The sequence below is a fragment of the Cellulomonas iranensis NBRC 101100 = JCM 18110 genome (genome assembly GCF_001552375.1).
In the GTDB taxonomy this organism is placed as follows: domain Bacteria; phylum Actinomycetota; class Actinomycetes; order Actinomycetales; family Cellulomonadaceae; genus Cellulomonas; species Cellulomonas iranensis.
This window is the reverse complement of the sequence record NZ_BCRB01000042.1, coordinates 1-13,754: the sequence shown is the minus strand read 5'-3', so window position 1 is coordinate 13,754 and position 13,754 is coordinate 1. Positions and strand designations below refer to the sequence as shown.

9 protein-coding genes are annotated in these 13,754 nt (G+C 75.5%); 1 reads left to right on the top strand and 8 read right to left on the bottom strand.

Features of this window, described 5'->3' with window-relative positions; translation table 11 throughout:
- Positions 1-75: 75 nt before the first annotated feature.
- The gene (locus CS2_RS10345) at positions 76-1,392 is read left to right on the top strand and encodes a TrpB-like pyridoxal phosphate-dependent enzyme (RefSeq protein WP_070319935.1); all 1,317 of its coding nucleotides are present in this window, start codon (positions 76-78) and stop codon (positions 1,390-1,392) included.
- Here CS2_RS10345 and CS2_RS10340 read toward each other — a convergent pair.
- The 8 genes from CS2_RS10340 to rpmI all read right to left on the bottom strand — a co-directional run bounded on the left by CS2_RS10340 (position 1,377) and on the right by rpmI (position 13,593).
- A complete protein-coding gene (locus CS2_RS10340) occupies positions 1,377-1,937 on the bottom strand; it encodes a hypothetical protein (RefSeq protein WP_134850927.1) in 561 nt (186 codons plus the stop codon). The genes CS2_RS10345 and CS2_RS10340 overlap by 16 nt on opposite strands.
- Positions 1,938-2,082: 145 nt before the next feature.
- The gene (locus CS2_RS10335) at positions 2,083-7,062 is read right to left on the bottom strand and encodes an ExeM/NucH family extracellular endonuclease (protein ID WP_070319920.1); all 4,980 of its coding nucleotides are present in this window, start codon (positions 7,060-7,062) and stop codon (positions 2,083-2,085) included.
- 271 nt (positions 7,063-7,333) lie between these two features.
- Positions 7,334-9,913, bottom strand: coding sequence for a phenylalanine--tRNA ligase subunit beta (pheT, locus tag CS2_RS10330; RefSeq protein ID WP_070319919.1), 2,580 nt, complete (start codon positions 9,911-9,913; stop codon positions 7,334-7,336).
- 1 nt (position 9,914) lies between these two features.
- Positions 9,915-10,988: a phenylalanine--tRNA ligase subunit alpha gene (gene pheS, locus CS2_RS10325; RefSeq protein ID WP_070319918.1), complete on the bottom strand. Its 1,074-nt coding sequence runs from the start codon at positions 10,986-10,988 to the stop codon at positions 9,915-9,917.
- A gap of 272 nt (positions 10,989-11,260) precedes the next feature.
- Positions 11,261-11,899: an RNA 2',3'-cyclic phosphodiesterase gene (thpR, locus tag CS2_RS10320; protein WP_046528210.1), complete on the bottom strand. Its 639-nt coding sequence runs from the start codon at positions 11,897-11,899 to the stop codon at positions 11,261-11,263.
- A 94-nt stretch (positions 11,900-11,993) separates the two neighbouring features.
- The gene (locus CS2_RS10315; protein WP_082740074.1) at positions 11,994-12,824 is read right to left on the bottom strand and encodes a TrmH family RNA methyltransferase; all 831 of its coding nucleotides are present in this window, start codon (positions 12,822-12,824) and stop codon (positions 11,994-11,996) included.
- Positions 12,825-12,951: 127 nt separating this feature from the next.
- Entirely contained in the window at positions 12,952-13,335 is a 384-nt protein-coding gene (rplT, locus tag CS2_RS10310; RefSeq protein WP_046528209.1) for a 50S ribosomal protein L20, read from the bottom strand.
- Between the two features lie 63 nt (positions 13,336-13,398).
- Positions 13,399-13,593 carry a 50S ribosomal protein L35 gene (gene rpmI, locus CS2_RS10305; protein WP_046528208.1) on the bottom strand — a complete coding sequence of 65 codons (195 nt, stop codon included), beginning with the start codon at positions 13,591-13,593 and terminating at the stop codon, positions 13,399-13,401.
- Positions 13,594-13,754: the final 161 nt, after the last annotated feature.

The following is a 13,754-nucleotide window of genomic DNA, read 5'->3' as shown; positions in this document are numbered from 1 at the left end:
CGCCGACGCCCGGGGGCGGCGGACGTGACCCGCGTCCGCCACCGCGCGCGTGCGCGCCCGACCCTGCGAGGCGACATGACGACCTCCCCCGACGCGACCCGACCCGCCGTGCTCACGGACCCCGTCGGCACCGTGGTGCCGTCGAGCGTGCCGACGCACTGGTACAACCTCGCGGCGGACCTGCCCGAGCCGTGCCCGCCGGCGCTGCACCCGGGCACGCGCGAGCCCCTGACGCCCGACGACCTGGCGCCGCTGTTCCCGATGGCGCTCATCGCGCAGGAGGTCTCGACCGAGCGCTGGGTGGAGATCCCGCAGACCGTGCGCGAGATGTACGCGCTGTGGCGGCCGTCGCCGCTCGTGCGGGCGCTGCGCCTCGAGCGCGCGCTCGGCACCCCGGCGAAGATCTACTACAAGTACGAGGGGGTCTCGCCGGCCGGGTCGCACAAGCCGAACACGGCGGTCGCGCAGGCGTACTACAACGCGGTCGAGGGCATCACGCGGCTCACCACCGAGACCGGTGCCGGCCAGTGGGGCGCGTCGCTGTCCATGGCGTGCGCGCTGCTCGGGCTGGACTGCGAGGTGTGGCAGGTCCGCGCGTCGTACGACGCCAAGCCGTACCGCCGCATGCAGATGGAGACCTACGGCGCGACGTGCCACGCGTCGCCGTCGGACCTCACCGAGGCGGGGCGCGCGATGCTCGCCGCCGACCCGACGACCACGGGCTCGCTCGGCATGGCGATCAGCGAGGCCGTCGAGTCGGCCGCGAAGGACCCTGCGGCGCACTACGCGCTCGGGTCGGTGCTCAACCACGTGCTGCTGCACCAGAGCGTCATCGGCGTCGAGGCGCTGGCCCAGCTCGACGAGATCGGCGAGACCGCCGACGTCGTGTTCGGGTGCGCGGGCGGCGGGTCGAACCTCGGCGGCCTGTCGTTCCCGTTCCTGGGCCGCAACCTGCGCGAGGGCACGACGACGCGCGTGGTCGCGTGCGAGCCGGCGGCCTGCCCGTCGATGACGCGGGGCGAGTACCGGTACGACTTCGGCGACGTCGCGGGCCTCACGCCGCTGCTGAAGATGCACACGCTCGGCAAGGACTTCGTGCCGCCCGCGATCCACGCCGGCGGCCTGCGCTACCACGGCATGGCGCCGATGGTGTCGCACGCGTACGAGCTGGGCCTCATGGAGGCGATCGCCGTCGAGCAGGACGCGGCGTTCGCGGCGGGCGTCGAGTTCGCGCGCGCCGAGGGGCTCATCCCCGCGCCGGAGTCCACGCACGCGGTCGCCGGCGCCCTCGCGCACGCGCGCGCCGCGACGACCGACGAGACGATCGTCATCGGCCTGTCGGGCAACGGCGTGCTGGACCTGCCGGCGTACCAGGACTACGTCGCGGGCTGAGGTCCCGGCACCGCACCGGCCGCGCCGTCGTCCGCCCCGCCCGCGGCGGACGACGGCGCACCGACGCGTGCCCGTAGCAGCGCGAGGTCGTCGTCCGTGAGCAGCGCCCGCGGAAGCACCACGACGGACGGCACGCGGGCGAACCGCAGGAGCAGGGCCGAGCGGTGCACCCGCACGGCCGCGTAGGTGCTCCACGGTGCGCACGTGGACCCCGCGGCCGTCTCGGTGACCAGCGCGTCGTCACGGATCTGCGCCCGCACCGTCGCCCCGGGCACGAGCGTCGCGCCCAAAGCACGGCGCGCCGAGCGGCGCGTGCGCCAGACGACGAGCACCGGCAGCAGGACCGCAGCGACGAACCCTGCCCAGGCGCCCTGCCGTCCGGGTGTCGTCACGCCGACGAGGACGGCCACGGGCGCCGCGACGAGCGCCCAGACGGCCAGCATGCGCGGCCGGGTGAGCAGCTCGACCGTCGCGTCGCGCGCGACGCGACGCACGAGCTCGGGCGTGATGGTCAGCTCCCGCACCAAGGCGGTGTCGTCGGGCACGCGCACATGCTGGCACCGCGGTGCACCGCCCCGAGCCCGTGCGCGGCGTGGTTCACCCGGACGGACGCGGACGCGCCCGGCGCACGACGGAGGGGCCCGCCCTCACCGGGCGAGCCCCTCCCCACCGTGCGTCGGTGCCGACGCGTCAGCCGCGGACCGACACCGTGCGGCTCGTGCTGCCCGCGACGTTCGTCGGGTCGGACGGGACGAACACCGCGGTGAGGCGGTGCGTGCCGCTGCCGAGGTCGCGCGGCACCGTGCCGACCGCGACGCCGAGCACGACGTTCGCGCGCGCCACGACCCGGTCGCCCTCGCGCAGCTCGACCGTGCCGGACGGCACGCGCCACGTGTCGAGGGCGACGGTCGCGACCCACGCCGACGGCACCCACCGGGGCAGCGGCGACTGCACGACGTTCAGCGTCGTCGTGCTGGTCGCCTGCTCGACCGTGACGGTCACCGGCTCCGACTGCGAGCCCGCGACCGCGTCGGTCCCGGCCCACCGGGCCACGACCTCGTAGGTCCCGGCCGCCGTGCCGGCCGGCAGCGTGAACGTCGCGCGGCCGTCGCGCAGAGCGGCCGTGCCGAGCACGTCGTCGCCGACGACGAACTCGACCGCACCCGTCACCGGGGCGTCGGCCGTGACCGTCGCGACCAGGCGCACGCGCTGCCCCCACGTGCCGTGCACGTGCGAGTCGGGCGAGGCCGTGAGCGTCGTGGTCGACGCGGGCAGACCCACCTCGACCGTGACGGGCACCGTCGCCGTCGTGCCGCTGGGTGCGGCCACGACCGTCAGTGCGTGCTCACCGGGCTCGACGCCCGCGGGCACCGTGACCGTGACCTGGGCCGACGCGTCGGGACCGTCGCCCCGCACGAGCGGGAACGACCCGAGCGACTGCTCGCCCCACAGCACCTCGACCGCGGTGTTCTCCGGGGCCCCGAGGCTCGTGAGGTTGATCCCGCCGACCGTGAAGGTCAGCTCGTCGCCCGGTGCCAACGGCGCGTCGAGCGCGGGCACCGACACCGCGCGCTCGGCGAAGTCCGGCGTCAGCCCCGGGTGCGCCTGCAGGTACGCGATCCACGCGTCGCGGTCGATGAGGCCCGAGTCCGCCGTGGCCGTGCCCTGCGAGAACACCCGGAAGTTGTCGCCGCCCTGCGCGAGGAACGAGAACGTGCCGATGCGGTACTCCCCCGCGGGGTCGATCGGCGCGCCGTCGACCGTGACCGACGTGATGCGGTCGCCCAGCGGCCGCGTCGCGTCGTACGTGTACGCGACGTTGTCCGACAGCCCCAGCTGCAGGTACGGGCGGCTCGGGATCGTGCCGTCCGGGTTGGTCTGCCACTGCTGCTCGAGCATCGTCACCACCTGGTCGCCCGTGAGGGTCGTGGTCCAGAGGTTGTTGACGAACGGCAGCACCGCGTTGGCCTCGGCGTACGTGATCGTGCCGTCGGGCGCGTACAGCAGCTCGGAACGCAGACCGCCGGGGTTGACGACGCCGATGTCGGCACCGCCGCGCTCCGGCGAGGCCAGCGTGTCGAGCAGCGCGTCCGCCACGAGGTTGCCGAGCGCCGACTCGCGGCTGCGGTCGTCACGGCCCGTCGTCGTGCCCGGGGCCGAGCCCTGGTACACGCCGCCGACGTACGCGCCGCCGCTGAACGCGGTCGTGACGTCCGCCGTGACCGAGCCGACCGGCTGCGCACCGACCTCGTTCGCGTACGCGAGCGCCGCGTCGACGACCGTCTTGACCTCGGCGACGCGCGGGTAGGCCGCGACGAGGTCGGCGTCGGCCGTCGTGGTGCGCGCGACGTTCTCCGCGGTCACGGCCGTCACCTCGTCGGCGTCGCGGTCGTACGTGAGCACGACCTTGCCGAGGAACTCGCCGTAGGAGCCGGTCTGCACGACCGGACGCTCGACGTCGCCGTTCGACGCGAGCCACGCGTACTGCTTGTGCGTGTGGCCCGTGAAGACCACGTCGACCGCGGGGACCGTCTCGCTCACGATCGCCGCGAACGCGCCGCCCGCGGCGACCTCCTCCTCGAGGGTCGCGCCGTCGGGCGTGCCGGCGCCCGCGCCCTCGTGGTACTGCGCGACGATGACGTCGGCCTCGCCGTTGGCGGGGTCGCCGTCCGTGAGCTGCGCCGCGACGCGGTTGACCGCCTCGACCGGGTCGCCGAAGTCCAGACCGGCGATGCCGCCCGGCGTCACGAGCGTCGGGGTCTCCTGCGTGACCACGCCGATCACGGCGACGCTCACCCCACCCATGTCGAGCAGCGCGTACTCGTCGAGCGCGGGCGTCGTGGTGCCCTTCTCGTAGACGTTCGCGCCCAGGTACGGGAACGCGGCGTTGTCGCCGCCCGCGATCACGCGGTCGACGAGGTCGTCGTACCCCTTGTCGAACTCGTGGTTGCCGACCGCCGACGCGCGCAGGTCCAGCGCGTTCAGCACGTCGATCGTCGGCTGGTCGTCCTGCACGGCCGACGCGAACAGCGACGCACCGATGTTGTCGCCCGCCGACAGGAAGGCCACCGGGCCGTCCGCCGCCGCGCGCTGCTGCTCGACGGTCCCCGCGAACTTCACGGTGTTGGCGTCGATGCGCCCGTGGAAGTCGTTGATGTTGAGGAACGTGAGGTCGACCGGGCCGGTGTTGTCCTCGCCCGCGGCGAAGCCCACCTTGACGGGGTTGTGGTCCGACGACCGGTACGGGTCCGGTGCGTAGAACGACGTGCCGTGGTAGTTGAACCGGCTGTACTCGAGCGCGATCGACTCCTCGGCGTTGATGCCCCACACGTCCGCGCCGGTCGCCCGGGTCGCGGCCGCCTCGTTGAGCAGCACGTGGTCGAGCGAGCCCGACAGGCCCTGGAACGCGTACGAGTGCTCACCCGGCGCGAGCTGCGCCGCGGCGTTGACGTAGCCCGCGTCGTACAGCACCTGCAGCGGGTCCTCGTGCGTGTACGAGTTGAAGTCACCGACCAGCGCGACCGCCGTGGCGTCGCCCTGCACGGTGGGCACCCAGTCGCGCAGCGCGGTCGCCTGGCGCACGCGCGACTCGTTCGACGCGCCCTGCCCGTCGCCCGTGTCGCGGTCGCCCGGCCAGGGGCCGGCCGAGCTCTTGGACTTGAAGTGGTTCACCACGACGAGCAGGGGCTCGCCGCCCGCGGCCGGCGTGAAGACCTGGCCGATCGGCTCGCGCGCGTTGCCGAACGCCTGGTCGTCGCCGCCCTGGTCGCCCAGCGCGCGGGGGTCGCCCGTGGGCGTCGCCGCGGCCGGCCGGTAGATGATCGCGTTGGTGATGACGTCCTGCTCGGCCGCGGGCGGCAGCTCGGCGGACGACGGGACGTACGCCCACGTCCCGGCGCCGGCGGCCTCGTTGAGCGCGTCGACGAGCGTCGCGAGCGCCGCGTCGGGCGTGCCCGTGACGCGTGCCGAGTTCTCGATCTCGAGCAGGCCGACCACGTCGGCGTCGAGCGCCGTGATGGCCGCGACGATCTTGTCCTGCTGCCGCTCGAGGTCCGCCTTGTCCCACGCGCCGCGCTGGTCGCAGCCCTCGCGGACCGTGACCGGCTCACCCGTGGGGTCGCGGTACGGCACGCACGCGGGGTTCTCGTCGCCGAGCGTCGTGAAGTAGTTGAGGACGTTGAACGAGGCCACGCTCAGGTCGCCGCCCACGGCCGCGGGTGCCGCGGTGCGGGTGTCCTCGAACGTCGCGGGCGCGGGCCTGCCCGCCACGACCGGCGCGGTCGGGCTGAGCTTCCACGCGTTGTTGCGGTAGTCGACGACGACCGGGTCGGTGAACTGCACGGCCGCGCCGATCCGCACGGGGTTGTCGAGCGACACGTACGGCGGCGTCAGCGCGCCGTTGCCGGGCGCGAGGAAGTTGGTCGACGCGCCGTCGTCGAGCACGACGCCGCGGGCGGCGTTGTCGGCGACGACCGCCGCGGCCTCGGGCGTGCCCGGGCGTGCGACGTCGGTCGGCTGCAGCAGCGGCGTCGTGCCGACCGCGAGCGCGACCTCGCCGTACTGGTTGGTCGTGTACGTGTTCGAGACCGTGAGGTCGCCGGTCGGCAGGTACAGCATCGACTCGAGCGCCTCGCGCGCCGCCGCGTCCGCGGGCCACGTGCCCTGCACGGGCGTCGGCGCGTCGGCGGCCGGGAGCTGCTTGAGCGCCGCGGCACCCTCGACCGCGATCTGCGTGAGGCCGAAGTACTCGGCGACCTGCCCGGTCACGCGCACGTGCTGCCCGGTGGACACCTGCCCGACGGTCGACGGCGAGTACACGAACACCGCCTCGGACCCGGTACGCCCGGTGGTGTCGCCCCCGCCCGAGCCCGGGGTCTGCAGCACGTAGCCGTCGTAGCCACCGGTCGCGTACACCGCGGTGACGACGCCGGACGTCGTGACCGTGCGGCCCGCGAGAGGCGACGCGTCGCCGGTGCCCTGCACCTCGGCGATCGTCACGGTCGTCGGCTCACCGGGTTCGCCGGGCTCGCCCGGTCCCGTGCCCGCCGGCGTGGGCGTCGGCGTCGCGGCGCGGAAGTCCGCCGCGTTGTCGGCCGTGTGCGTGTGCGCGTCGTCGCGCTGCACCGACGTCGCGTTCGTCGTCGCGGGCGCCGGGGCGGTGCCGGCGAACGACGACGCGGTCGGGCCCCAGCCCAGCAGGTCCACGACCGTGTCGACCTGCGCGCACCCGGTCGAGCACGTCAGCGCCGCGGTGCCCTGCACGAGCGCGACCTTGCCGTTCGTGCCGCTCATGGCGACGTTCGTGCCCTCGAGGTCCACCGGCACGTCGGGCGCCGCGGTGTTCGCGCCGAACGCCTGCCCGACCACGAACGTCGAGCCGGCGGGCACGCTGCCGGACAGCGGCGTGACCTGCCACGACGCGCCCGTCACGGACGCGTACTGCAGCGAGTACCCCGCGAGGTCCACGGGGGCGTCGCCCGTGTTCACCAGCTCCACGAAGTCCCGGTCGAACGGGGCGCCGGAGTTGCCGCCACCCCCGTACACCTCGTTGACCAGCAGGGTCGCGTCGGTCGACACCGCCGCGCTCGCGGCTCCGGCGGCTGCCACACCGCCGGTGAGCACCAGGGCGAGCGCGGTGAGCGCTCCGGTGGCCGTTCGTCTGACGTGCACGCAGATCTCCTCCGTCGGGCGCGGCGAGGGGTCGTGGTGACCACGCCTCGTCGCGCGGGCAGGCGGCCGCACCTGGACGGCCGTCCTCACCCTGTGGGGTCCGTCCCTTTCGCCGCAACTACCCGACAGTAACTATCTGGTGAACTCGTCCGACGACGCCCCGGTTCGTCCGCATTTCGCGGTGCCGAGCGGGGCGCGACACGGCGCAGGGACGACGCAGGCCGGCCCCGGGAGCACCCGGGACCGGCCTGCGGTGAGACGGAACCGTCCGCTACGCGCGCAGCTCCGCGCCGACGCGCGCGTGCGCCTCGGCCACGACCGCGTCACGCACCGCCGCGGTCTCGGCAGCCGTGAGCGTGCGGTCCGGCGCACGCAGGCGCAGCGCGAACGCGAGCGACGTGCGCCCCTCGCCGATCTGGTCGCCCGTGTAGACGTCGAACAGCCGCACGTCCTCCAGCACGTCGCCCGCGGGGCTCTGCTCGACACCCGCACGGACCGCGGCCAGCACGTCCGCCGCCGGGACGTCGGACGCCACGACGAGCGCGACGTCCTCCTTGGCGACCGGGAAGGTCGAGACCGGGGCGGCCTCGACGGGCGCGTCCGACGACTCCGCGAGCAGCGCCGTGAGGTCGACCTCGAACGCGACCGCGCGCGCCGGCAGGTCGAGCGCCGCGACCACCTGCGGGTGCAGCTCGCCCGCGTGCCCCACGACCGCGCCCGTCGGCGCCGTGAGGCGCGCGCACCGACCCGGGTGGAACGGTGCACGCTCGCCGTCGGCCGCGACCGCGAGCTCGACGCCCACGCGCTGCGCGACGCGCTGCACGAGCGCGATCGCGTCCGCGTGGTCCGCGCGGCGGCCGGGACCCCAGTGCCCGGACGGCTCGACGAGCCCCGTGAGCACGCCCGCGACGTGCAGCGGCTGGTGCGGCACGGCCGCCTCGACGGTCGCGAGCACGTCGTCCGCGGGACGCACGCCCCCGGGCAGCCGCGGCGCGACCCCGCCGTCCGCACCCGGGAGCGTCACCAGCCCGAGCTCGAACACGCCGAGGTCGGTCGTGCCGCGCGCGACGTTGCGACGCGCGGTCTCCAGCAGCGTCACGAGCAGGTCGGTGCGCATCAGCGGCTGACCGTCGGCGAGCGGGTTGACCAGGCGCACCGCGTGGCGCCGCTCGTCGTCCGCGGCCAGCCCGAGCGCGTCGAGCTGCGCCGCCGAGACGAACGGGTAGCTCAGCACCTCGACCATGCCGGCGGCCGCGAGCGCGTCGGCGACCGCGCGGCGCTGCCGCTGACCGCGCGTGAGCCCCCGGCCGACGGGTGCGGGCGGCACGACCGACGGGATCGCGTCGTACCCGCGCAGCCGGGCGACCTCCTCGACCAGGTCGACGCCCGCGACGAGGTCCGGACGCCACGTGGGCGCCGTGACCCGCCACGGCACGGCCGACGCGTCGACCGTGCAGCCGATCTCCTCGAGGGTCGCGCGCACCTCGTCGTCCGTGTACGGCACGCCGACGAGCCGCCCCGCCTGCGCGGGGTCGAACGCGACCGGCGCGGGCGCGCCCGTGCGGTCGACGTCGGTGAGCGCGTCGTCGACCGTGCCGCCGCCGTGCTCGACGAGCAGCGCCGCCGCGCGCGCGACCGCGACCCGTGCGAGCCGCGGGTCGACGCCGCGCTCGAACCGCTTGGAGGCCTCCGAGGTCAGCCGGTGCCGCCGCGAGGACCGCGCGACGCTCACGGCGTCGAAGTGCGCGGCCTCGAGCAGCAGGTCCGTCGTGCCGTCCGACACCTCGGAGTCCGCGCCGCCCATGACGCCCGCGATCCCGAGGACGCGCGCCGCGCGCCCCCCGGTCGAGTCGGTGACCAGCAGGTCCTGCGGGTCGAGCGTGCGCTCGACGCCGTCGAGCGTCGTCGTGCGCTCCCCCGCCCGCGCGCGCCGCACCACCACGGGCGCCGTCAGCGTCGCGAGGTCGTAGGCGTGCATGGGCTGGCCCAGGTCGAGCATCACGTAGTTCGTCACGTCGACCGCGAGGCCGATGGGCCGCATGCCGGCCTGCGTGAGGCGCCGCTGCAGCCACGCCGGCGACGGCGCGGACGCCGCGACGCCGCGCACGACCTGCGCGACGAACCGGTCGCAGCCCGGCACGTCGTGGATGCCCGCGTCGTCGTCGATCTCGACGCCGAACCCCGCGGGCCGCTCGCGCAGCACGTCGTCGGACGGCAGGCCGAGGTCCGTGAAGCGCGCACCCGTCGAGTGCGCGTACTCGCGCGCGACGCCGCGCATCGAGAAGCAGTAGCCCCGGTCCGGGGTCACGTTGATCTCGAGCACCTCGTCGGCCAGGCCCAGCAGGCGCAGCGCGTCGGTGCCGGGCGCCGTCACGTCGTCGCCGTGGCCGAGGCGCGACAGCACGATGATCCCGTCGTGGTCCTCGCCCAGCCCGAGCTCGCGGGCCGAGCAGATCATGCCGTCCGACACGTGCCCGTACGTCTTGCGCGCCGCGATCGGGAAGGGCCCGGGCAGCACGGCGCCCGGCAGCGCGACGACGACGCGGTCGCCCACGCCGAAGTTGTGCGCGCCGCACACGATGCCGCGCGCGACCGTCGGCTCGCCGGCCTCGTCGAGGTCGTTGTGCGCCCCGACGTCGACGCGGCACCAGTTGATCGTCTTGCCGTTCTTCTGCGGCTCGGGCGTCAGCTCGAGCACCTGGCCGACGACGAGCGGGCCCGTCACGCCCGAGGTGTGGATCGCCTCCTCCTCGAGCCCCACGCGCACGAGGTCCGCGGCGAGCGTCTCGGCGGTGAGGTCGGCGGGCAGCTCGACGTGGTCGCCGAGCCAGGTCAGCGGGATACGAGGCATGTCAGATCACCGTCCGGAACTGCTGGGAGAAGCGCACGTCGCCCTCGACCATGTCGCGCATGTCGGCGATGCCGTGCCGGAGCATGAGCGTGCGCTCGATGCCCATGCCGAACGCGTACCCCGAGTACACGTCGGGGTCGACGCCGCACGCGCGCAGCACGGCCGGGTTGACCATGCCGCAGCCGCCCCACTCGATCCACCCGGGCCCGCCCTTCTTCTGCGGGAACCACAGGTCCATCTCGGCGGACGGCTCCGTGAACGGGAAGAACGACGGACGCAGGCGCGTGCGCGCCTGCGGCCCGAACATCGCCCGCGCGAAGTGGTCGAGCGTGCCCTTGAGGTGCGCCATCGTCAGGCCCTTGTCGACCGCGAGGCCCTCGACCTGGTGGAAGACGGGCGTGTGCGTCGCGTCGAGCGCGTCGGTGCGGAACACCTTGCCGGGGCACGCGATGTACACGGGCACGCCGCGCTCGAGGAGCGTGCGCGCCTGCACGGGCGACGTGTGCGTGCGCAGCACGAGGCCCGAGCCGTCCTCCGGCACGTCGGCGCCGGCGGGCGGCGCGACGAAGAACGTGTCCTGCATCTGACGCGCCGGGTGGTCGACGCCGAAGTTGAGCGCGTCGAAGTTGAACCACTCGGCCTCGAGCTCGGGGCCCTCGGCGATCTCCCAGCCCATCGCGACGAACACGTCGGCGATGCGCTCCGAGAGCGTCGACAGCGGGTGGCGCGCGCCGAGCGGGTGGCGCTCGGCCGGGAGCGTGACGTCGACGGACTCCTCGACGAGCACGCGCGCGTCGCGCTCGGCCTCGAGCTCGGCCGTGCGCGCCGCGATCGCGGCGTTGACGCGCCCGCGCGCCTGCCCGACGAGCCTGCCCGCGGCCGCCTTGTCGGGGCCGGGCAGCGCGCCGATCGCGCGGTTCGCGAGCGCGAGCGGGCTCGCGTCACCCGTGTGCGCGAGGCGGGCGGACTTGAGGGCGTCGAGGTCGCCGGCGGCGGCGACGTCCGCGAGCGCGGCGTCGACGGCCGCGGCGACGCCGTCGGCGTCGAGCGGGGACAGCGTGGTGTCGCTGGTCATGGGGACCTTCCAGGACGGTTCCGGGCGGTCGGCACCCGCGGGTGCGGGCCTCGACCGGCGGCCGGACGCGGTGCTGGGCGCACGCACGTCGGCCGGCTGGGCAGTCTAGTGGCGCCCGGCCCGGGGCGGCCGGGGCGTCCGAAGGACGTCAGCGGCCGGCGTCGGCGTGCAGGTCAGCGCACGCGGCCCGGGACGGGCCGCGGAAATCGGTGACCACCCGCCGTGCGGGTGCGCTCGACCGCGCTCATGCCGTCATGCTGCCACAGCCCGGGTCAGCGGCCGAGCGGACACCGCGCGAGCGGCGTGTACAGCGGCCCGCCGCCACGCCCTTCGCCCGGGCGCGACTCGACGAGCGTGATCTCGTCCACGGTCCACACCGGCCCCTGGTACACCGCGAGCGCCTGCACGAACGTCTCCGCGGGTCCCGGGTCGTCGAACCGGGCCCTGTCCCGGCCCGGCCCCCGCGCACCGGGGGGCGTGCCGCGGTGCCGCGCCGGACGACCCGCTGGCCGCACGCGTCCCACCGTGAGGTGCGGACGGTGCCGCACACGGGGGTCGGGCGGTGCGCCGTGCGCGTCGCCCGCCGCACGGGCCGCGGCCGCGAGCGCGGTGGCCGCGGCGACGTCGCCGCCCGCGCCGACCCACAGCGTGCGGTGCGCGAAGACACCGGCGCCCGCGAGCCGCAGGTCGAACGGCGCGAGCGCGGTCGCGTGCGCCGCGAGGTCGGCCCCCAGCGCGTCGACGACGGCGTCGGGCAGCGTCCCGTAGAACGCCGACGTCAGGTGCCACGCGTCGCGCGCGGTCCACCGCACCGCGTCGTCGGGCCCGCTGCGGGCGCGGACGGCGCCCAGCGCGAGGTCGAGGTGGTCGAGCACGTCGTCGGGCGGCCACACCGCGGCGAACAGTCGCATGCGGTCAGCCTGCCAGGGCGCGCCCCGGCACGGCAGGTCTCGCGCCGCGCGACGCGGACCGTCCGCTCGGCGTCCGGCCCCGGGCGCTCGGCGGTCAGCGCTGCGCGCGCCCCGACGCGTACAGGCAGACCGCCGCGGCCGTCGCGAGGTTGAGCGACTCGGCGCGCCCGCGCAGCGGCACCCGCACGACGGCGTCGGCGAGCGCGAGGTCCTCGTCGCGCAGCCCCCACGCCTCGTTGCCGAAGACCCAGGCCGTGGGCGCCGCGAGGTCGGGCACACCCTGCGGTGCCCGCCCCGCGACGTCGAGCAGGTCGTCGAGGTCGTGCGCACCCCCGCCCGCCGCGGCGAGCACCGCGACCCCGGCGTCCCGCAGCGCCGCGACGACGTCCGGGAGCTCGGGCCCCGTGACGACCGGCAGGTGGAACAGCGAGCCCGCCGTCGAGCGCACCACCTTGGGGTTGTGCACGTCGACGCTGCTCGCCGTGAGCACGACCGCGTCGGCGCCGGCCGCGTCGGCCGCGCGCAGCACGGTGCCCGCGTTGCCGGGGTCGCGCACGTGCGCGAGCACCGCGACGAGCCGGGGCGCGCCCGCGACGACCGCGTCCAGGCCGGCGTGCACGAGGTCCGCGACCGCGACCAGGCCCTGCGCGTCGGCGCTCATGGCGTCGACCACCTCGGGCGTCGCGAGGCGCACGCGCACGCCGCCGGCGTCGGCCGCGGCCAGCACGTCGGCGTACCGCTGCGCCGCGTCGGGCGTCGCGTACAGCTCGTGCACGCACCCACCGCCGGGAGCGACGGCCTCCCGGACGGCCTGCGGCCCCTCGACGAGGAACCGGCCGTGCCGGCGCCGCGCGGACCGGTCGGCGAGCGCGCGCACCGCCTTGACGCGGTCGGCGCGGGGGTTGCTCAGCAGGTCGTCGGCCACGGCCCCATCATCCCCGAGCCGCGGGGACGGCGTCACCGCGGGGGGACGACGACGCCCCCGCCGTCACGAGGACGGCGGGGGCGTCGGTGCTGCGGTGCCGGCGGTCAGCCGACGGTGCGCGGCGAGGTCACGCGGCGCTGGGCGCGTTGACGTCCTCGGGGAGGGCGGCCTTGGCGACCTGCACGAGCGCGGTGAACGCGGCGGCGTCGTTGACGGCCAGGTCGGCCAGGACGCGACGGTCCACCTCGACGCCCGCGAGGCGCAGACCCTGGATGAGACGGTTGTACGTCAGACCGTTCTCACGCGAGGCCGCGTTGATGCGCTGGATCCACAGCTTGCGGAAGTCGCCCTTGCGCGCCTTGCGGTCGCGGTAGGCGTACACCAGCGAGTGGGTGACCTGCTCCTTGGCCTTGCGGTACAGGCGCGAGCGCTGTCCGCGGTAGCCGCTCGCCCGCTCGAGGGTCGACCGACGCTTCTTCTGGGCGTTGACCGCCCGCTTCACGCGTGCCACGTGATGCTCCTTGCCTTGTCCGGGGCTCGGTGCCTCCGCCTGGGCGCTGACGCGCCGAGGGGGTCAGCGGCCGAGCAGCTTCTTGATCTTGGGAGTGTCGGCGGGCGAGACGACGACGTCACCGGCGATGCGGCGGGTGCGGCGGCTCGACTTGTGCTCGAGCAGGTGGCGACCACCGGCCTGCTCGCGCATGACCTTGCCGGTGCCGGTGACCCGGAACCGCTTCTTGGCACCGGAGTGCGTCTTGTTCTTCGGCATGGCTGCCGTCTCTCCTTGTCGTTCGCATCGCACGGTCGTGCGACTCGGGGGTTCGTCCGGGCGCCGCGGGGCGGCACCCGTGCGGTGTGTCAGCCGGCGTCGCCGCCGTCGCCCGTGGCGCGCGGGCCGGGCCGCGGCGCGGGCTTGGGCGCCGCGCCGGG